This window comes from Streptomyces sp. NPDC030809 (assembly GCF_055572195.1).
On the sequence record NZ_JBVIDV010000030.1, the window covers coordinates 32971 to 52905 of the forward strand.

General features: G+C 75.0%; 18 protein-coding genes. 6 read left to right on the forward strand and 12 right to left on the reverse strand.

Annotated elements, in window-relative coordinates; genetic code table 11:
- Window positions 1-173: 173 nt before the first annotated feature.
- A complete protein-coding gene (locus ACZ407_RS30670) occupies window positions 174-1592 on the reverse strand; it encodes an FAD-dependent oxidoreductase (protein WP_468133994.1) in 1419 nt (472 codons plus the stop codon).
- Window positions 1593-1716: 124 nt separating this feature from the next.
- Window positions 1717-2826: a DUF4349 domain-containing protein gene (locus tag ACZ407_RS30675; protein WP_468133996.1), complete on the reverse strand. Its 1110-nt coding sequence runs from the start codon at window positions 2824-2826 to the stop codon at window positions 1717-1719.
- 141 nt (window positions 2827-2967) lie between these two features.
- Here ACZ407_RS30675 and hemG point away from each other — a divergent pair, with 141 nt between their 5' ends.
- On the forward strand, window positions 2968-4455 hold the full coding sequence (hemG, locus tag ACZ407_RS30680) for a protoporphyrinogen oxidase (RefSeq protein WP_468133998.1): 1488 nt from the start codon (window positions 2968-2970) through the stop codon (window positions 4453-4455).
- Between the two features lie 4 nt (window positions 4456-4459).
- Window positions 4460-5173, forward strand: coding sequence for a hydrogen peroxide-dependent heme synthase (hemQ, locus tag ACZ407_RS30685; RefSeq protein ID WP_226733729.1), 714 nt, complete (start codon window positions 4460-4462; stop codon window positions 5171-5173).
- Window positions 5174-5311: 138 nt separating this feature from the next.
- Here the strand turns inward: hemQ and ACZ407_RS30690 are convergent, their stop codons facing one another.
- From ACZ407_RS30690 to ACZ407_RS30710, 5 genes are all read right to left on the reverse strand, one after another.
- A complete protein-coding gene (locus ACZ407_RS30690; RefSeq protein ID WP_468134001.1) occupies window positions 5312-6949 on the reverse strand; it encodes an alpha/beta hydrolase in 1638 nt (545 codons plus the stop codon).
- 99 nt (window positions 6950-7048) lie between these two features.
- Window positions 7049-7849 carry a TIGR04222 domain-containing membrane protein gene (locus ACZ407_RS30695; protein WP_468134003.1) on the reverse strand — a complete coding sequence of 267 codons (801 nt, stop codon included), beginning with the start codon at window positions 7847-7849 and terminating at the stop codon, window positions 7049-7051.
- A 78-nt stretch (window positions 7850-7927) separates the two neighbouring features.
- The gene (locus ACZ407_RS30700) at window positions 7928-8983 is read right to left on the reverse strand and encodes a TIGR04222 domain-containing membrane protein (RefSeq protein ID WP_468134005.1); all 1056 of its coding nucleotides are present in this window, start codon (window positions 8981-8983) and stop codon (window positions 7928-7930) included.
- On the reverse strand, window positions 8980-10368 hold the full coding sequence (locus ACZ407_RS30705; RefSeq protein WP_468134007.1) for an MbnB/TglH/ChrH family RiPP precursor modification enzyme: 1389 nt from the start codon (window positions 10366-10368) through the stop codon (window positions 8980-8982). Before ACZ407_RS30705 ends, ACZ407_RS30700 begins: the two co-directional genes overlap by 4 nt.
- 76 nt (window positions 10369-10444) lie before the next feature.
- Window positions 10445-11146 (reverse strand): peptidyl-tRNA hydrolase, encoded by a 702-nt coding sequence (locus ACZ407_RS30710; RefSeq protein ID WP_468134084.1) that lies wholly within the window; start codon window positions 11144-11146, stop codon window positions 10445-10447.
- Between the two features lie 127 nt (window positions 11147-11273).
- On the opposite strand from ACZ407_RS30710, the gene ACZ407_RS30715 reads away from it, so the two are divergent.
- The gene (locus tag ACZ407_RS30715; protein ID WP_468134009.1) at window positions 11274-11948 is read left to right on the forward strand and encodes an AIM24 family protein; all 675 of its coding nucleotides are present in this window, start codon (window positions 11274-11276) and stop codon (window positions 11946-11948) included.
- Window positions 11949-11995: 47 nt separating this feature from the next.
- On the opposite strand, the gene ACZ407_RS30720 is transcribed toward ACZ407_RS30715, so the two are convergent.
- The 5 genes from ACZ407_RS30720 to zapE form a co-directional block, all read right to left on the reverse strand.
- On the reverse strand, window positions 11996-12895 hold the full coding sequence (locus ACZ407_RS30720) for a polysaccharide deacetylase family protein (protein ID WP_468134011.1): 900 nt from the start codon (window positions 12893-12895) through the stop codon (window positions 11996-11998).
- A gap of 17 nt (window positions 12896-12912) precedes the next feature.
- Window positions 12913-13872, reverse strand: coding sequence for a PPK2 family polyphosphate kinase (locus ACZ407_RS30725; protein ID WP_468134013.1), 960 nt, complete (start codon window positions 13870-13872; stop codon window positions 12913-12915).
- A gap of 70 nt (window positions 13873-13942) precedes the next feature.
- The gene (locus ACZ407_RS30730) at window positions 13943-15307 is read right to left on the reverse strand and encodes an alkaline phosphatase PhoX (protein ID WP_468134015.1); all 1365 of its coding nucleotides are present in this window, start codon (window positions 15305-15307) and stop codon (window positions 13943-13945) included.
- 139 nt (window positions 15308-15446) lie between these two features.
- Window positions 15447-15875 (reverse strand): OsmC family protein, encoded by a 429-nt coding sequence (locus ACZ407_RS30735; RefSeq protein WP_468134017.1) that lies wholly within the window; start codon window positions 15873-15875, stop codon window positions 15447-15449.
- Window positions 15876-15930: 55 nt separating this feature from the next.
- Entirely contained in the window at window positions 15931-17046 is a 1116-nt protein-coding gene (zapE, locus tag ACZ407_RS30740) for a cell division protein ZapE (protein ID WP_468134019.1), read from the reverse strand.
- Window positions 17047-17083: 37 nt separating this feature from the next.
- Here zapE and ACZ407_RS30745 point away from each other — a divergent pair, with 37 nt between their 5' ends.
- The 3 genes from ACZ407_RS30745 to murC all read left to right on the forward strand — a co-directional run bounded on the left by ACZ407_RS30745 (window position 17084) and on the right by murC (window position 19923).
- The gene (locus tag ACZ407_RS30745; protein WP_468134021.1) at window positions 17084-17854 is read left to right on the forward strand and encodes a pyrimidine reductase family protein; all 771 of its coding nucleotides are present in this window, start codon (window positions 17084-17086) and stop codon (window positions 17852-17854) included.
- A 125-nt stretch (window positions 17855-17979) separates the two neighbouring features.
- Entirely contained in the window at window positions 17980-18453 is a 474-nt protein-coding gene (locus ACZ407_RS30750; protein WP_468134023.1) for an indole-3-glycerol phosphate synthase, read from the forward strand.
- A 75-nt stretch (window positions 18454-18528) separates the two neighbouring features.
- Complete coding sequence (murC, locus tag ACZ407_RS30755) at window positions 18529-19923, forward strand: UDP-N-acetylmuramate--L-alanine ligase (protein WP_468134025.1); 1395 nt, start codon at window positions 18529-18531, stop codon at window positions 19921-19923.
- The last annotated feature ends 12 nt before the right edge of the window (window positions 19924-19935 follow it).

Below are 19935 nucleotides of genomic sequence, written 5' to 3' on the forward strand. Positions count from 1 at the left end.
CCACTTCTCCAACTTCGCCCATGGTGTCTTGCCAACGACGGCCCCCAACACGTCAACCTTCCTGGGGGACTACGCCCACACAACCCCCCCCCGCTCCCCCCTCCTCCCGGGGGGCGCCCCCCCCGGGACGCCGGTCCAGGGGGCGCCGGACGGGCCGGATCCTTCCGCCCCCGTCAGATGGAGGCGGCGCGGACCGCGGTCACCGCCTTGCGGGCCGCGACCAGGACGGGGTCCCAGACGGGGGAGAACGGGGGCGCGTAGCCCAGGTCCAGGGCGGCCACCTGCTCGACCGTGAGGCCCGCGGTCAGCGCGACCGCCGCCACGTCCACCCGCTTCGCCGCCCCCGCCCCGCCCACGATCTGCACGCCGAGCAGCCGCCCGGTCCGCTGCTCGGCCAGCATCTTCACGGTCATCTCGGCCGCCCCGGGGTAGTACCCGGCCGTGTTCGTCGAGCGGATCGTGGAGGTCACGAAGCGCAGCCCGGCCGCCAGCGCGTCCTTCTCGCGCAGTCCGGTGCGCGCGATCTCCAGGTCGCAGACCTTGCTTACCGCGGTGCCGACCACCCCGGGGAAGGTGGCGTAGCCGCCGCCCACCCCGGAGCCGATCACCTGCCCGTGCTTGTTGGCGTGGGTGCCCAGCGCGATGTGCCGGGTGTGGCCCGCGACCAGGTCGAGCACCTCCACGCAGTCCCCGCCCGCCCACACGTTCTCCTGCCCCCGCACCCGCATGGACAGGTCGGTCAGCAGGCCCCCCGAGTCGCCCAGCGGCAGCCCGGCCGCGCGGGCCAGTTCGGTCCGCGGCTCCACGCCGAGGCCGAGCACCACCACGTCCGCCGGGTACTCGGTGCCGTCCTCGGTGACGGCCGACCGGACCCGGCCCTCCGGTCCGGTGCGGAAGCCGGTGACCTCGGCGCGGGCGACCGTGCGGATGCCCATCGCGTTCATCGCCCGGTGCACCAGCCCGCCCATGTCCGGGTCGAGCGTGGCCATGGGCTGGTCGCCGCGGTGCAGCACCGTCACCTCGTAGCCGCGGACGGTCAGCGCCTCGGCCATCTCCACGCCGATGTAGCCGGCGCCGACGACCACGGCCTGCCGCCCGGCGCCGTCCCCGGCCGCCCCGTGCCCGTCCTGCGACTCCAGCCCGTCGAGGGTGTCCAGCAGGGACTGCCCGTCGTCGAGGGTCTGCACCCCGTGCACCCCGGGCGCGTCGATCCCGGGCAGCGGGGGCCGCAGCGGGCGGGCCCCGGTGGCCAGCACCAGCTTGTCGAAGCCCGTCCACTCCTCGGACCCGGAGTCCAGGTCGCGGGACCGGACCCGCCGGCCGGCCAGGTCCAGCTCCACCACCTCGGTGCGCATCCGCAGGCCGATGTGCCGGGCCCGGTGCTCCTCGGCGGTGCGGGCGACGAGGTCGTCGCGCTCGGGCACCGAGCCGCCGATCCAGTACGGGATCCCGCACGCCGAGTACGAGGTGAAGTGCGAGCGCTCGAAGGCGACGATCTCCAGTTCCCCGGGGCCCTTGAGCCGCCGGGCCTGGGACGCGGCGGACATCCCCGCCGCGTCGCCTCCGACCACCACCAGCCGTTCCGTCGCCATGCCGCGTCCCGTCCCTCCGCCGTGCCCGTGCCCGTGCGCGCTGTCGTCCACGTACCCGGGCGGGTGCCTGTGCCTGTGCGGAACACGCTACGGGGGAACGGGGGTTCGGGACGGTACGGGGGGCTCAGCCGTTGCCGGGGTCGCCCGAGCCCGAGCCCGAGCCGGCGTCCGGGCCCGCGCCCGGCTCCGGAGCCCGGGCCGGGACCTGCGCAGGCACCGGGCCCGGCACCGGCGCCTGCACCGGCACCTGCGGCTGAGCCGGCCACGGCCCCGCCGCCGGACCGGCCGGGTGCCCGGGCGCCGACGGCCGCGCCGGGCGCACCTTGCGGTAGAGCCGGCCCAGCGGCCGCCGGACCGCCACCAGCAGGGCGGCGGGCACCAGGAACGGCAGCAGGGCCCCGAACACCACCGTGATCCACCGCAGCACCGCGAGGAAGACCGACCAGCCGCCGGAGAGCGCGTCGAGGAACCCGGGCTCGGAGTCCTCCGCCGGTTCCTCCCCGGCCGGAGCGGGCTCGGACACCGTCAGGGTGATCGTGGCCAGCGAGGTCCGGTCCTTGAGGGACTCCTGCTGCGCCAGCAGGGACTCCAGGTCGGACTGACGGCGGCTCAGCTCCCCCTCCAGCATGACCACGTCGCTCAGCTGCGTGGCCTTCTGCATCATCTCCCGCACCCGGGCCACGCTCGCCTGCTGGGACTTCACGCGGCTCTCGACGTCCACCACCTGCTGGGTGACGTCCTGGGCGTCCACCTTGCGGCTCAGCAGCTTCCCGCTGCCCTCCAGGGCGCCGAGCACCCGGTCGAAGCGCTCCGCCGGCACCCGCAGGGTGAGCTGCGAGGACATCCCGCCGTCCGGATCGCGTTCGCTGGACTCGTTGCCCACGTACCCGCCGGCGTCCACCGCGGCCGCCCGCGCCGCGGCCAGGGCCCGCTGCGCGCTCTTCGCCTCGACGGACAGCTGCGCCGTGCGGATCACGTGGGAGCGGACGGCCGGGGCCTTGGCGGTACCGCCGGGCCGGGCGGCCTCCGCGCCGGAGCCCTTGGCCCCGGCGCCGGACTGCCCGGCCCGGTCCGCGGCCTGCGGGGCCGACTTGCCCTGGTCGGCGCCCAGGCCGGCACTGCTCCCGCCGGCTCCGCAGCCGGTGAGCGCGAGGGCCCCCGCCAACGAGAGGGCCGCGAGCCCGGTCGCGGTGCGCGCGGCGGCCGTGCGGCCGGTGGTACGGGTGGTGTGCATGGGCTGCCCCCGAGGTGTTGGTTCCTGCCGAGTGTCTTCCGTGCGCTGGTTCGACGTGCGCAGCCCCCGCCCGGGTTGCCGTCCCGTGGTCCCGAACCGGTCACGGTCCGGCCTCGTTACGGGAAATGAGACGATGCACCCATGCAAGAAGCGGACGTGCGTACGGAATCCACCCGGCCCGCCGGACCCGGCGGCGGCCCGGCCCGCCGGGTGCTCGTGATCGGCGGTGGCATCGCCGGGCTCGCCGCCGCGCACCGGCTCTCGGCGGCCGGGGTGCAGGTCACCCTGCTGGAGGCCGCGGACCGGCTCGGCGGCAAGCTGTACGCCGGCGAACTCGAGGGCCGGCCCGTGGACCTGGGCGCCGAGTCGATGCTCGCCCGCCGCCCCGAAGCCGTGGAACTCGCCCGGGCGGTCGGCCTCGGCGAGGCCCTCCAGCCGCCCGCGACCGCGACCGCCACCCTGTGGACCCGCGGGGCCCTGCGCCCCATGCCCACCGGCCACGTGATGGGCGTCCCCGGCGACCTCGCCCCGCTGGCCGCCTCCGGCGTGCTCACCGACGAAGGGCTGCGCCGCACCGCGCAGGACGCCGAACTGCCCGCCACCGAGATCGGCGAGGACGTGGCCGTCGGCGCGTACGTGGCCGCCCGGCTGGGCCGCGAGGTCGTCGACCGGCTCGTCGAACCCCTCCTCGGCGGGGTGTACGCCGGGGACGCCTACCGCATCTCGATGCGCGCGGCCGTCCCCGCCCTGTTCGAGGCCGCCCGCACCCATCGCAGCCTGGGCGAGGGCGTCCGCGAGATCCAGCGCTCCGCCGCCGCGGCCCCCCGGGCCGCAGGCCCGGTCTTCCAGGGCATCGACGGCGGCATCGGCCGGCTGCCGGAGGCCGTCGCCCGGGCCTGCCGCGCCGCGGGCGCCGACCTGCGCACGGGGACCTCCGTACGCGAGCTGGCGCGCACCGCGGCGGGCTGGCGAGCCGTCACCGGCGGCGGCGAGGTGCTCGATGCGGAGGCCGTGGTGCTCGCCGTGCCCGCGGGCCCGGCCGCCGCCCTGCTGGACGCGCTCGCCCCGGCCGCCGCGGCCGAGCTGCGCACCGTCGAGTACGCCTCCATGGCCCTGGTGACCATGGCCTTCCGGCGCTCCGAGCTGCCGGCCGCCCTCACCGGGCCCGGCGCGGGCAGCGGGTTCCTCGTACCGCCCGTGGACGGCCGGACGATCAAGGCCTCCACCTTCTCCAGCAACAAGTGGGCCTGGACCGGGAAGGCCGGCGGGGACCTGTTCCTGCTGCGCACCTCGGTGGGCCGGCACGGGGACGAGCGCGACCTCGGCCGCCCGGACTCCGAGCTGGTCGGGATCTCCCTCGCCGACCTCGGCGAGGCGGTGGGCCTGGCCGCCCGGCCGGTGGCCTCGGCCGTCACCCGCTGGGACGGCGGACTGCCCCAGTACCCGGTCGGCCACCTCGCCCGGGTGGCCCGCATCCGGGCCTCGGTGGATGCACTGCCGGGGCTCTCGGTGTGCGGAGCGCTGTACGACGGGGTGGGCATCCCGGCCGTGATCGGCAGTGCGCAGAAGGCCGCCGACGCGATCTTGGGCACCCTGGCGAAGAGCACCGATCGGGACACGGGACAATAGGCACATGACTGCACCCGAGAAGATCCCCAACGCAGGGAAGAAGGCGAAGGACCTCAACGAGGTCATCCGCTACACCCTGTGGTCTGTCTTCAAGCTGCGGGACGTGCTCCCCGAGGACCGCGCCGGCTTCGCCGACGAGGTGCAGGAGCTGTTCGACCAGCTCGCCGCCAAGGACATCACCGTCCGCGGCACCTACGACGTCTCCGGCCTGCGCGCCGACGCAGACGTCATGATCTGGTGGCACGCGGAGACGGCGGACGAGCTCCAGACGGCGTACAACCTGTTCCGCCGGACCCGGCTGGGCCGCGCGCTGGAGCCGGTCTGGTCGAACATGGCGCTGCACCGCCCCGCCGAGTTCAACAAGTCGCACATCCCGGCGTTCCTCGCCGACGAGGTGGCCCGCGACTACGTCAGCGTGTACCCCTTCGTGCGCTCGTACGACTGGTACCTGCTGCCCGACGAGGACCGCCGCCGGATGCTCGCCGACCACGGCAAGATGGCCCGCGGCTTCCCGGACGTCCGCGCCAACACCGTCGCCTCCTTCTCGCTGGGCGACTACGAATGGCTGCTGGCCTTCGAGGCCGACGAGCTCTACCGGATCGTGGACCTCATGCGCCACCTGCGCGCTTCCGAGGCCCGCATGCACGTGCGCGAGGAGGTGCCCTTCTTCACCGGGCGCCGCAAGTCCGTCGCCGATCTGGTGGCCGGACTCGCCTGAGACCTCCCCTGGGGGGACGGGCCGGAGCTGCACCCGTGACACAGGGGTGGACTCCGGCGGATCGGGAGGCAGTGCCCCCGAAACGACGCAGCCGGACCCCGCCCGGAAGTTCAGACGCCCGGCGGCAGCATGCCCTCGTCACGAGGGTGCTGCCGCCCGGCGGTCCAGCGACACCGGTGCGGGCTCCGGATGCGGCGCGCAGTCCACCCGCCATCCCGGGATGCGGCCCGTGAGCAGATAGCGCTCCACGTGCCGGTCCACGCACGCGTTGAGGCCCCCGGTCACCCCGTGGCTGCCGGCCCGCCGCTCCGTCACCAGCGCGGAGCCGTGCAGCCTGCGCTGGAGCTCCAGCGCCCCCGGGTAGGGCGTGGCCCCGTCCCGCTCCGCCGCCACGATCAGCGTGTGCGGCAGTTTCCCCGGCCCGGTGCGCACGTCCACCGGCTGCTGCCGCGGCCCCTTCGGCCAGTACGCGCACGGCAGGTTGGTCCACGCGTTGTCCCAGGTCTCGAACGGGGCCGCGGCCGCCTGCGCGGTGTGGTCCCGGTCCCAGGTGCTGAAGTCCGCGGGCCAGACGGCGTCGTTGCACAGCACCGCCGTGTACACGGCCGTCGCGTTCTCGTCCGCGGCCGCCGAGCGCGGGTCCGGCGCCGCCTGGTCGGCGAGCGGGCCCGGATCACCCCGGAGGAACGCGCTCAGCGCGGCTGCCCGTACCGCCCAGAAGTCGTCGTGGTAGGCGGTCTTCAGGAAGGCGGCCTGGAGCTCGCCGGTGCCGGCCCGCCCGCCGGCCGGCCGCCGGGCCACCGCCGCGCGCACCTTCTCGTAGCTCTTCAGGACCGCTGCGGGGGTGCTGCCCAGCCGGTAGACGGAGTGGTGCCGGGCCACCCAGGTGCGGAAGTCCAGCCAGCGCTGCTCGAAGGCCCGGGACTGGTCGAGGTTGTTGAGGTACCAGACCCGGCGCGGATCGGGGTTCACCGCCGAGTCGAAGACCATCCGCCGGACCCGGTCCGGGTACAGCGTCGCGTAGACCGCCCCGAGGTAGGTGCCGTACGAGGCACCCAGGAAGGTCAGCTTTCGTTGGCCCAGCGCGGCCCTCAGCACGTCCAGGTCGCGGGCGTTGGCCCGGGTCGTGTACTGGTGCAGGGCCGCCCCGGCCCGCCGCGCGCAGCCGCGGGCGTAGGCGAGGGCCGCCGCGGTGCGCTGCTTCTTGTGGGCGGCGGTGGGCCGCGGCGGGGCCTCGGTGGGCGCCTTCGCGAACGCGGCCGGGTCCTGGCAGGACAGCGGGGCCGAACGGCCCACCCCGCGCGGGGCGTAGCCCACCAGGTCGTAGGCGGCGGCCACCCGCCGCCACTGCGGGAGGGTGCCGAGGGCGGGGAAGTACATGCCGGAGCCGCCGGGGCCACCGGGGTTGTGGACGAGTGCGCCCTGGCGGGCGCGGCGCGGGCCGGTGGCCGGGACCCGGCTGACGGTCAGTGTGATCCGGGGGCCGTCGGGGCGGGCGTAGTCGAGCGGCACCTCCAACAGCGCGCAGCGCACCTCGTCCGGGAGGTCCTCCACGAGCGGGCAGCGGCCGAAGGCCAGACCGGCGGCCGCGGCCCGGCGCGCGGCGCGCTCGGCGCCGGCCTGCTCGGCGTTGGCCTGCTCGGCGCCGACCCGTCCGGGGGCGGCGGCCTGTCCGAAGGCGCCGGGGGCGGGCGGGGCGGCGGCTGCCGGGGCCGGGGCGCAGAGGGTGAGGGAGAGCACGGCGGCGCCGGCCGCGTACCGTACGAGAGTCCGCATCCCGCGCCTTTCAGCAGACCGGCAGATCATCTGATCTTCAGGTCGGGATGCTCGGCGGAGGGCCGGGCGAAGTAAAGGAGCGGGCCCGGGTGTCGCGGTTCAACGACCCCGATGCACGAGGAGCTTCCCCCGCCCGCCGGACAGCGCGGCCCGCAGCCCCGGATCCGGTACGGCCGACAGCCCGCGCACCGCCACGGCCGTCAGCAGGCCGAGGTCGTCCTCCGGGGGCTCCTGCACCTCGGCCCGGTCCAGGCCGACCAGCAGCCGCTGCCCGGCCGGGGAGGCCCAGGGGGAGTGCGGCCGCGACTCGAAGCGGGAGATCGCCAGGCAGGACACGGTCAGCAGGAGCGGCAGCGCGAACCAGCAGGCGACCAGCGTGGCATCGGTGCCCGCCCCGGAGAGCAGGGACAGCGCGGCCGCCGAGAGCAGCAGGATGAGCACGGTGGCCGCCCAGACCGCCCGGACCCCCTCCTCGTACGCGGTGCGCACCGCCTCCGGCACCGCCAGCCCGGCCGTGCCGAGCCGCTCGGCGAGCTCCCGTACCGCCGTGCACCCGGCCGCGGCCGTCCGCACCGAGGCCACCGGGGACTGCCCGTCCGGGCCGAACGCGCCCAGGAGGGAACGTTCCAGCGCGTCCCGGCCCACCGGGTCCACCACCGTGGCCCAGCCGGTGTGCGCCAGGAGCAGCCGCCGCTGGCGCTCCATCGACAGCAGCGTCAGCACGGCCACCCGCTGGGGGCCGCCGGCCAGGTAGGCGGCCTCGTACAGGTTCAGCTCCCCGTGGTGGTGGACGGTGGGCCGGGGGGCGGGATCGGCGGCGGCGCCCGCCGCGATCAGCAGCCGCCCGCAGGCCAGCAGCGCCCCGGCCCAGGCCACGAGCAGGAAGAGGACCCAGAACATGCCCGTGGTTCTACCGGCCTCCGGGCGGGCGGATCCCGGTGTCCGCCGAGGCGTGAGCAGCTCGTGACGGACCCGTGATCAGGAACTGCTGCTTCCGCAGCTCGAACCGGACGAACTGCCGCAACTGGAACTGCTGCAACTCGACCCGGACGAGGACCCGCAGGAGGACCCGGAAGATCCGCAGGCGGACCCGGAGGACCCGGAGGAGCCGCACGAGGACCCCGAGGAGCTGCCGCAGCCGCTGCCGGAGCCCGTCCCGGAGTCGCTCGTCGCGCACCACACGACCGCCGCCGCCGTCTCGGCGCCCGGGGTGTACGCGTCCGTGTGCGACGGGGTGTGCGGGCGCCCCGGGCGGCCGCCGCGGGCCGGACCCCCCAGGCCCGCCCGGAACAGGTGGGCCCGCAGCAGCGGGTCGGGCAGGTGCATCAGCCCGAACAGGGCGACCTGCACCACCGGTTCCCGGGAGGACAAGTACGTGATCCGGTACGCGTTCAGGGACCGGCGGCCGGCCGGGGTGACCCGGCGGCCCGCCATGCCGTGCAGGACCGCACCCGCGAGCAGCCCGAGGAACACGGCCGGGGCCACCATCAGCAGGATCGGCAGGCCGTTCTCGGTGAACGGCCCCGGCCGGGCCGCCTGCACCACGCTCAGCGCGAACGCGACCGGCAGCAGGAGCAGGCAGGCCAGCATCTGCACCTTGGCCCGCCGCTTCCAGGCGTCTCCGCTGCCCGGCCGGGCCAGCAGCCCCCGGTCGGCGAGGTCGTCCCCGATCTCCTGGACCACGGGATCGGTCATGGCGGTGGCGCGCAGCAGTCCGAGCGAGCCGTGCGGGCCCGCCTCGTGGGTACGCAGCACCACCCGCTGGACCGGGTCCGCGGGCCGGGCCCCCGAGCGGACCTGGACGATGCCGGGCCCGCCGACCATCATCCGGCCGTCGTGGCAGAGCGCGACGATCGCGGTGTCCACGACCAGCCGCGGACCGCCCGTCAGGAAGGCGGCCTCGGACAGGTCCTGGAGCGGGGAGTCCGGCCCGGTGCTCCGCCGGGACCGGGACAGGCCGATCCCGATCGCCAGGGTGGAGCAGGCGACGGCCGCCCAGACGGCCGGGGCGAGCAGCAACAGGGGACCGCTCACGGGGTCCACCTCCCGACGAGGGTACGGGCGCGGCGCCGCATCCGGCGGATCCGGCCGGGCGGCCGGGGTCCGGTGCGGTCCTGCCACCAGTGGGTGAGTTCACGGCGCGCGGCGGGCTCCGCCGGCAGCTCCTTGACGAGCAGGTACTCGGCGAAGTCCAGGGCGTCGCGGCGGTATCCGCCGGCCATGGGCCGGGTCCGGGCGTAGCCGAGGAAGGCCTCCCGGTACCCGTCCCCCAGGATCCCGGGCAGCTCCGGGGCCACCTTGCGCACCACGTCGGCCCGCTTGGCCGCCAGGGCCCGCGCCTGGACCCGCACCCGCACCGGGTCGAAGCCCTCGGGCACCGGGGTCCCGGCCACGAGGGCCGAGAGCAGCGCGGTCTGCACCACCGCGACCCGCTCCCGGGCCCCGGCGGGGGCGGCGGCCGGCACGGCCGCGTCCGCCGCCGGCGCCCGCCCGGGCACGGACGAGGGCGAAGAGGACGACTGCGAGGGCGAAGACGGCGACTGCGAGGGCGAAGACGGCGGTCGGCGCCGGGCCGCGGCCGACGCCGCCCCCCGGGCCAGCGCCGCGCGGACCGCCGCCAGTTCGCCCGCCAGCTCCGGCTCCGCCGGGAACGCGTCGTCGCGCTCCAGCAGGACCCCCGGCGGGTCCAGCCGCTCCCGGAGCCCGGACAGCAGGTCGAGCACCTCCGGCGGCACCGGGTGGGCGTGGGTGTCGTGCCACACCCCGTCGCGCTCCACCCCGCCCGCCACGTGCACGTACGCCAGCGACTCCGGCGGCAGTTCGGCCAGGACGGCGAGGGGGTCCTCGCCCCGGTTGACCCGGTTCGTGTGCAGGTTCGCCACGTCGATCAGCAGCCGTACGCCGGTGCGCTCCACCAGCTCGGCCAGGAAGCGGCCCTCGGACAGCTCTTCGCCGGGCCAGGCCACGAGGGCCGCAATGTTCTCCAGGGCCAGCGGCACCGGCAGGGCGTCCTGGGCGATGCGCACGTTCTCGCAGAGCACGTCCAGCGCGTCCCGGGTGCGCGGCACCGGCAGCAGGTGCCCGGCCTCCAGCCGCGGGGAGGCGGTCAGCTCCCCGCCGGCGCGCACGAACGCGATGTGCTCGGTGACGAGCGGCGCCCCCAGCGCCACCGCCCGTTCGGCCAGCTCCGCGAGCCGGCCCGGATCCGGCCGGTCCGCGCCGCCCAGCCCGAGCGACACCCCGTGCGGGACCACCGTGACCCCGCGCTCCCTCAGCCGTACGAGGGACTCCGGGAGGTGGCCGGGGCAGATGTTTTCGGCCACCACCTCCACCCAGTCCAGCTCCGGCAGCCGCTCGACCGTCTCCGCGATCTCCGGCCGCCAGCCGATCCCCACCCCCAGGCGGGCCACGGGCTTCATCCTCGATACCTCCCCCGATTCCTTGTGCCGGTGTGATGACCCGCCCGGCACCCGGTGAATCCGGCAGAGGGGACGTTCAGAGCAACATTTGAGGTTCCAGCCGGGCCCGCAGGGCCGGATGGTCGGCCACGACGGTGCAGGAACCGGGCGCGATCTCCGTGAAACCGGCATCGCGCACCACCGGCAGCCCGCTGCCCGACAGCGCGGCCCACCGCTCCCGGGGGGCGGTCCGCACCGCCAGCGCGAAGCCCGACTCCCGCCAGGCCGCCCGCTCGGCCGCGGTCAGCTCCCACCACGCCAGCTGCGCCCCGTGTCCGGCCTGGGCCATGGCCTTGCCCGCCGACATGTCGAGGTCGGGATTCAGCCACAGCACGGGCAGTCCCTCCGGGGCGGGCCCGGCCGGCTCCGGGTCGTCGAGGTCGGTCCCGGACACCTGGAGCTTGGCCAGTTCCTTCGGCCAGCCGTCGAGGGGCACCGGCGGGAACACCCGGACCTCGGCGCGCTCCCCGGGCACCGTGATCCCGGGCAGGGTGCCGGCCTTGCGCCACTCCGCCCCGCGGGCCCGCCGGACCACCTTCCGGATCCGGGCGTCCTGCCAGGCGGCGACCTCCGCGGCCCACTCGCCCCCGCCGAGCGACCGCTCGTCCGCGAGGAGCACCAGCACCGCCCGCGCCGCCGTCTCCAGCGCGTCCGTGCGGGCCGGCGGCTCCGCCTTCTCGATCCGCACCACCAGCGGCAGTACGTACTGCGGGGCCTCGTCCCGGAAGCTGGCTCTCATGTCCTGGCTGCTGCTCACCGGGTCAAGGATGCCAGTCTCCGCCGCGGCCCCCGGCACAGCCCCTGTGGCAGGGCTGTGACACGCCCGGCGGTTGTCCGGCGAAGGGCCCGAGGGCGAAGATCCTGGGATGAAGAGCGACCTCTTTTCCTCCGAGAACCTGGCGCAGCAGGCCACCGCACCCGGGATGACCCTGCAGAACGCCAAGTCCGTCAAGTACGTGGTCAACGGCGAGATGCTCGCCCGGCAGGGCTCGATGATCGCCTACCGCGGCAGTCTCCAGTTCGAGCGCAAGGGCCAGGGCATCGGCGGGATGCTCAAGCGCGCCGTGACCGGCGAGGGCCTGCCGCTGATGGCGGTCCGCGGGCAGGGCGAGGCCTGGTTCGCCCACGAGGCCGCCAACTGCTTCATCGTGGACATCGAGCCGGGCGACGCGCTCACGATCAACGGCCGCAACGTCCTGTGCTTCGACCCGACGCTCTCGTACGAGATAAGGACGGTCAAGGGCAGCGGAATGGCCGGCGGAGGCCTCTTCAACAGCGTCTTCACCGGCCACGGCAAGCTCGCCGTGATCTGCGAGGGCAACCCGATCGTCATCCCCGTCACCCCGCAGATGCCCGTGTACGTGGACACCGACGCGGTGGTCGGCTGGAGCGCCCAGCTCAGCACGGGCCTGCACCGGTCCCAGTCGGTCGGCTCGATGATCCGCGGCGGCTCCGGAGAGGCCGTGCAGCTGATGCTCCAGGGCGAGGGCTTCGTCATCGTCCGGCCGAGCGAGCTCGTGGAGAGGCCCGCCTCGGGCTGACCGGGACCGGGTTCCGGCCGGGTCCCGGCCCCGGCCGGGCCCTCCGGCTACTTGCCGATCAGCTCGGACACCTTGACGAAGCGGTAGCCGCGGGCCCGCAGCTCCGGGACGATCTTCCGGACCGCCTGCTCGGTCGTGGGGGCCGCGCTGCGCGTGCAGTGCATCACCACGACCGAGCCCGGCCGCACCCCGTCGAGCACCTGCTGCGCCACCGGCCCGGGGTCCTTCGCGAACGCGTCGCCGCTGACCACGTCCCACTGCACGGCCGTGACCTCGGCCGTGGACAGGGCCCGCAGGGCGTCGTCGTCGTAGCAGCCGCCGGGGAAGCGGAAGTAGGGCACCACGTTGCGGGCACCGGCGGTCCGGAAGGCCTCGAAGGCCCGGTCCACGTCGGCGCGGGCCGCCGCCCCGTCCAGGGCCGGGAGTCCGTAGCAGGGGCTCTTGAAGGCGTAGTGGCTGTACGAGTGGTTCGCGATCTCGAAGTTCGGGTCCGTGCCGATGGACTTGGCCTGGTCCGGATACTCCTCGGCCCAGCGGCCGGTCATGAACACGGTCGCCGGCACCTTCAGGCTGCGCAGTGCGGAGATGAGCTGCGGGTTGTCGAACCGCTCCCCGCCGGCGGCCCGCGGCCCCTGGTCGGCGGTCATGTCGGCGTCGAAGGTCAGGGCCACCGTCTTGTCCGTGGCGTTCGAGGCCCGTTCGAAGACGCGGGTCAGCCCGCCGGGCCCCGGGGCCAGGGTGGGCGGCTTGGCCGGCGGCTTCGCGGCGGGGGCCGCCGGGGCGGCGGCCTGCGGGGAGGCGCCCCGGGCCGGGGCCGCCGGAGCGGCGGACGCGGTGCCGGGAGCCGGTGCGGTACGGGTCTCCGCGGGACCGGTGCCGCCGCCGCACCCGGCGAGGGCCGCACCGAGCGCAGCCACGGCGGCCGCCTTTCGTACGGAAATGGTCACGGGCGAAACATATATGACTATGTGGCAAGCAGACGGGTACGGCACTCCTCCACGTCGAAGTCTCCCGGCGGGTAGGCCGGGTCCAGCTCCCTCAGGTGCTCCAGCAGCAGCCGGCTGACCGCCCAGTTGCGGTACCACTTCCGGTCCGCCGGGACGAGGTACCAGGGCGCCGAGGACGAGGAGCAGCGCTCCAGGGCGAGCTCGTACGCCCGCTGGTACGCGGGCCACAGCAGCCGCTCGTCGATGTCGCCCGGGCTGAACTTCCAGTGCTTGTGCGGATCGTCCAGCCGCGCCAGCAGCCGGCGCCGCTGCTCCTCGTACCCGATGTGGAGGAACACCTTCACCACGGTCACGCCGTCGTCCGCGAGGGACTGCTCGAAGCGGTTGATCTGCCCGTAGCGGCGGCCGATCGAGCGGCGCGGGACCAGCTCCCGCACCCGGGCGATCAGGACGTCCTCGTAGTGTGAGCGGTCGAAGATGCCGATCTCGCCCGGCTCCGGCAGCGCCCGCATGACCCGCCACAGGAAGGGGTGCCGGCGCTCCTCCGGGGTGGGCGCCTTGAAGGCCTTGATGCGGCACCCGGAGGGGTTGAAGTACCCGATGACGTGCTTGACCGTGCCGCCCTTGCCGCTGGTGTCCATGCCCTGGAGGACGAGCAGCAGCCGCCGCCGGTCGCCTCCCGTGCTCGCCGCGTACAGGCGCTCCTGGAGGGCCGCGAGCTCCTCGCCCATCAGGGCGGTCGCCGCCAGCCCGGCCGCCTTGCGCCCGGGGCCGGCGGGCGTGCCCGCGGGATCGGCGGCCGACAGGTCCACCGGCCGCCCCGGGGGCAACCGCAGCAGGGCCCGCAGCTCCGGCCCGGGTCCGGCGAGGGGAGCGGGCCCGGACTCCGGCCGGGCGCCGTGCCGGCTCCCCGGTCCCTCCTCCCCGCGCCTGCCGGCCGCCTTGCCGCCCGTCCCCTTGTCCTTGGCCTTCGCCACCGCGCACCCCTTCCGAGGAACTCCACCGGCCGTGGGTCCGATCCTCCGCCGGATCGGGCGCGGCCGCGAGTCAGCGCCAGGGACCGGTCACGGCGAACGTGGTCCCGGGGGTGTAGCAGTTGAGGTACATCACCGACCCGTCCGGGGAGAAGGTCACCCCCGCGAACTCCCCGTAGTCCGGCTCCGCCGGGGTGCCGAGGTTCTGGGCGTTGCGCGCCACCGGGTAGACCTCGCCGCGCCGGGTCAGCCCGAACACGTGCTGCGCCCCGTTGCCGTCCTCGCAGACCATCAGCCCGCCGCCGGGGGCCAGGCAGATGTTGTCGGGGGACTCGCCGGGCAGCTGCACGTCGGTCGCCGGGCCGAAGACCACCACGAGGGTCAGGCGGCCGCGCCGGGGCTCGTACTTCCACACCTGGCCGAAGTGGTCCGCCGCCGAGCCGTCCTTGCTGCGGGCGAAGGAGGAGACGAAGTACACCGCGCCGCCGCTCCAGTAGCAGCCCTCCAGCTTCTGCGCGTGCGTGATCCCGCCCCGCCCGAAGTCCTGGAGCCGGATCGGGGTGCCCGCCGCCATCGGGTCCGGCACCGGCACCCACTCCACGCGGAACTGCGCCCCGGGCTCCTGCACCGCCGACAGGTCCGGCACGTCCGGCACCCGCAGGGCCTCCAGCGCCCCGCCCGCGCGCAGCGAGCCGAGGCCGCCGCAGGGCCGGTCCGGCAGGAAGCGGTAGAAGAGGCCGAAGGGCTTCACGAAGGCGTCCTCGGTCTCGTACACGATGCCGCTGTGCGGGTCCACGGCCACCGCCTCGTGCGCGAACCGGCCCAGGGCGGTCAGCGGGACCGCGCCGCTGCGGTGCGGATCGGCCGGGTCCACCTCGAAGACGAAGCCGTGGTCGCGGGTGTAGTCGCCGGTGCCCGCCCGGTCCTCGGTCTCCTCGCAGGTCAGCCAGGTGCGCCAGGGGGTCGGGCCGCCGGCGCAGTTCACCGCGGTGCCGGCCACCCCCACCCGCTCGCCGGTCACGGCGCCGTGCGGGTCCAGCTCCAGCACGGTGCAGCCGCCCCGGGCCCCGGGGTCGTACGTGAGTCCCGCGACGGGGGGCACGCGCAGGGCGGCGGTGGCCCGGTTCTCGTGGTTGCGCACCAGCCGGACCCGGCCGCGGCCGCCGGGGAAGGCGGCCATGCCGTCGCAGTTCTGCGGGACCTGGCCCTCGCCCGAGCGCAGGGGGTCGCCGGACCGGGAGAGCACCGTGTAGCGGAAGCCCGCGGGCAGGTCGAGCAGCCCGGCCGGGTCCGGGACGAGGGGCCCGTACCCGGTGGCGGCCAGGCCCCGCGGGGCGGCGCTCGCGGTTCCCGTGAACAGCTCGCCGAGGGCACCGGTGAAGGCGACGGAGGCGATGGCCCCCGTGCCGGCGAGGATCTGACGGCGTGTTGCGGACATCGGGCAACTCCCTGCGGGGGCGCCCGCACCGGCGGGGTGCGGGGGAGGACAGGAAAGGTGACCCGCATGTGGTACCACGCGCCTGCGGCGCGGGGAACGATGCGGGCCACACGTCCTCGGGTGTCGCCCCGGGGAGGGGTCAGACGAGCTTGGCGTCCAGGGTGATCGTGGTGCCGGCCAGTGCCTGGCTGACCGGGCAGTTCTTCTTGGCGTCCTCGGCGGCCGCGAGGAACTCGTCCTCGCCGATGCCGGGCACCTCGCCCTCGACGGTCAGGTGGCTGCCGGTGATGCCCTGGCCGGGCACGAAGGTGACGGCGGCCTTGGTGTTCAGCCGGGCCGGGGCGTGGCCGGCCTTGGCCAGGACGTTCGAGAAGGCCATGTTGTAGCAGCTGGAGTGCGCGGCGGCGATGAGCTCCTCCGGGCTGGTCCGCCCGTTCGCCTCCTCGTCGGTGCGGGCCGGCCAGGAGACGGCGTACGTGCCCAGGCCCGAGGAGTCGAGCGTCACCTCGCCCTTGCCCTTGAGCAGATCGCCTTCCCAGACGGCATGTGCATGACGCGTGGCGGCCATGGTGGTTCCCTTCAAGGCGGGTCCGCCGGGCCGGTGTTGGCCCGACCGGCCCAACCTACTGGGAGACCAGCCCCTTTGCGTCGCGGGCGAGCGCGGTGAGCCGCGAGATGGCCCGGAAGTACTTCTTTCGATACCCGCCGTTGAGCATCTCCTCGCTGAACAGCCGGTCGAAGGGCACGCCGGAGGCGAGCACCGGTATCTCCCGGTCGTACAGCCGGTCCGCGAGGACCACCAGGCGCAGCGCCGTGGACTGGTCGGGCACCGCCCGCACGTCGGTGAGGCAGACCGCGGATATGTCCTCGGTCAGGGCGCTGTAGCGGCTCGGGTGCACGCGGGCGAGGTGGTCCAGCAGCCCGGGGAAGTCGTCGAGGGTGGCGCCGGGGGTGGCGTACGCGGCCCGGGCGACCTGCTCGTCGGAGTACGGGGCCGGGGCCTCGGGCAGCCCGCGGTGGCGGTAGTCCTCGCCGTCGATGCGCAGCGGGCGGAAGTGGGCGGACAGGCCCTGGATCTCGCGGAGGAAGTCCACCGCGGCGAACCGGCCCTCGCCCAGCTTGCCGGGCAGGGTGTTGGAAGTGGCGGCCAGCGCCACGCCCGATTCCACCAGCTTGCGCAGCAGGCTGGAGACGAGCACGGTGTCGCCCGGGTCGTCGAGCTCGAATTCGTCGATGCACAGCAGCCGGTGCCCGCCCAGGGTCTGCACGGTCTGCTGGAAGCCGAGGGCGCCCACCAGGTTGGTCAGCTCGACGAAGGTGCCGAACGCCTTGTACTCGGGGGCCGCCGGGGTGGCGTGCCAGAGCGAGGCGAGCAGGTGGGTCTTGCCGACGCCGTAGCCGCCGTCGAGGTAGATCCCCCGGGGGCCGGCCGGCGCGGCGGCCTTCGGGGTCCGCGAGAACCAGCGGCGCTTGGCCGGGCCGGCCGCGTGCGCCCCGCCGAGCCCGGCGGCGAAGGCGCTCAGGGTGGTGACGGCCTGCGCCTGGCTGGGCTGGTTCGGGTCCGGGTTGTAGGTGTCGAAGCGCACCGAGTCGAAACGCGGCGGCGGCACCATCTCCGCGACCAGCCGTTCGGCGGGTACGTGGGGCTCGCGGGCGCACAGGGACAGCGGGCCCGCCCCGGCTATGGGCTCGGGCCCGGCGGCAGGCGCCCCGGAGGAGGCGGTGAGAGATGTCGACACAGCTCTCAACTCTACGGGGCGTGCCACACTGCACCGCATGCGACGCCTGTTCCCTGTGACCGATCAGACACCCGACGAGGCCGACCGGGAGTGGTCCCTGGACGAGCTGGCCGAGGCCTACGCCTACCCCGCCCTGGGCCCGGAGGGCCACTGGATGCGGGGGAACATGGTCTCCTCCCTCGACGGGGCGGCCCAGCACGAGGGGCGCTCCCAGCCCATCTCCAGCGACACCGACATGCGGATCTTCGGCACCCTGCGCGCCCTGGCGGACGTGGTCGTGGTCGGTGCGGAAACGGTTCGCCTGGAGGGCTACCGCCCGGCCCGCGCCCGGGAGGCCTTCGCCGCCCGCCGGGCCGCCGCCGGCCAGGGCCCGGCCCCGGCCATCGCCGTGGTCAGCGCGAGCCTGGACCTGGACTTCTCGCTGCCGCTGTTCACCGCCCCGCTGGTGCCCACCCTGGTGCTCACCGGGGCCGCCGCCCCGGCGGACCGGGTGGCCGCGGCCCGGGCGGCCGGGGCCGAGGTGCTGCTCGCCGGGGAGGGCGCCGGGGTGGATCCGGCGCGGGTCCCGGAGGTCCTGGCCGGACGCGGGCTGCGGCGCCAGCTGACCGAGGGCGGTCCGCGGCTGCTGGGCCAGTTCATCGCGGCCGGGGTGCTGGACGAGCTGTGCCTGACGGTCTCGCCGACCCTCACGGCGGGGGACGCCCAGCGCATCGCCGGGGGGCCCGCGATGGCCGAGCCGGCCCGGCTGGGACTCGCCGCGCTGCTGGAGGAGGCCGGGTTCCTGTTCACCCGCTACCGTCGGAGCTGACACGCTGCGGAATTTGTCGTTCCGCTTTTCTCCGGCTGGGCACACTTACCTGAACAGGTCCCGTGTGCCGACGGGGCAGGATGGTTTCCGCAGGGGCCCACGGCCCATGAATCGAGAGGGCGTCCGTGTTCACGAGCGTATTGATGATCGAGAAGCCTCTGACATCCGTAGACGTGGACTTCGTCACGACCCTGCACGGAGACGACCCCGTCTCCTTCGTCGTGCTGCTCCAGCCCCGGGGGGACCAGGACCGGCTGCTGCGCGCCATCGACGACGTCGCGCTCGGCGAGCTGCCCGAGGCGATCCGGGAGGGCGACGAACCGGAGGGCCAGGCGGCCCTCGGCCCCGCCGCACAGGCCCTGGAGCACTCGCTCCGGGCCCTGCGCGACCGCAAGCACCCCGCGGTCGGGCACATCGTCGAGGACCACCCGCTCGACAAGCTCAAGGCGGTCGTGGAGGAGACGGGCGCCGACGAGGTGATCGTGCTGACCGCCCCGCACTTCGTGGAGGAGTTCTTCCACCGGGACTGGGCCTCCCGGGCCCGCCACAAGGTGGGTGTTCCGGTGCTCAAGCTCTTCGCCCACAACGAGAGCGAATAGGCTGCGGGGGTGGGTGTCCCGTTCCGGGGCACCGCCGCACCAAGCCTTCGGGCGCAGCCCTCGGGAGAGACACGCATGACACTCGGCCTGCCGACCGCCATGGACCGGCCCCACTTCATCGGCATCGGCGGCGCCGGAATGTCCGGAATCGCAAAGATCCTCGCCCAGCGGGGAGCGAAGGTGGCCGGCAGCGACTCCCGTGAGTCCGCCACCGCCGAGGCCCTGCGGGGCTTCGGCGCGACGGTCCACATCGGGCACGACGCCGGCCACCTCGCCGACGACGCCACCTGCGTCGTCGTCTCCAGCGCCATCCGGGCGGACAACCCCGAGCTCGCCCGCGCGGCCGAGCTCGGGATCCCGGTCGTGCACCGCTCCGACGCGCTCGCCGCCCTCATGGCCGGCGCCCGCCCCCTGGCGGTCGCCGGCACCCACGGCAAGACCACCACCACCTCGATGCTGGCGGTCTCCCTCTCGGCCCTCGGCCTGGAGCCCTCGTACGCCATCGGCGGGGACCTGGACGCGCCGGGCTCCAACGCGCACCACGGCGCCGGCGAGATCTTCGTGGCCGAGGCCGACGAGAGCGACCGCTCCTTCCACACGTACGCGCCCGAGGTCGCCATCGTCCTCAACGCCGAGCTGGACCACCACGCCAACTACGCCTCGATGGACGAGATCTACGAGTCCTTCGAGACCTTCGTCGGCAAGATCGTCCCGGGCGGCACCCTGGTGGTGTCCGCCGACCAGGCCGGGGCCGTGGAGCTGACCCGCCGGGTCCGCGCGGCCACGGCCGTGAACGTCGTGACGTACGGCGAGAGCGAGGGGGCCGACGTCCGCGTCACCCGGGTCACCCCGCGCGGCCTGACCAGCGAGGTCACCGTGCTCATGGACGGCGCCGAGCTGACCTTCACGGTCTCCGTCCCCGGCCGCCACTACGCCCACAACGCGGTGGCCGCGCTCGCCGCCGGCGCCGCCCTGGGCGTCCCGGCCGCGGAGCTGGCCGCCGCCCTGGGCAAGTACACCGGGGTCAAGCGCCGCCTCCAGCTCAAGGGCGAGGCGGCCGGGGTGCAGGTCATCGACTCGTACGCGCACCACCCGACCGAGATGACGGCCGACCTGGAGGCCATCCGCGGGGCGGCCGGCGAGGCCCGGATCCTGGTCGTCTTCCAGCCGCACCTGTTCTCCCGCACCCAGGAGCTGGGCACCGAGATGGGCCGGGCCCTGGCGCTGGCCGACTCCTCCGTGGTCCTGGACATCTACCCGGCCCGCGAGGACCCGGTCCCCGGGGTCACCAGCGAGATCATCATCGCTGCGGCCCGCACCGCCGGGGCCGACGTGGCCGCCGAGCACGACAAGGCCGCCGTGCCGGACGTGATCGCGGGAATGGCCAAGCCGGGCGACCTCGTTCTGACGATGGGCGCGGGCGACGTGACCGACCTGGGCCCGGCCATCCTGGCCCGTCTGGCGAACTGAGGGAGCGGACGT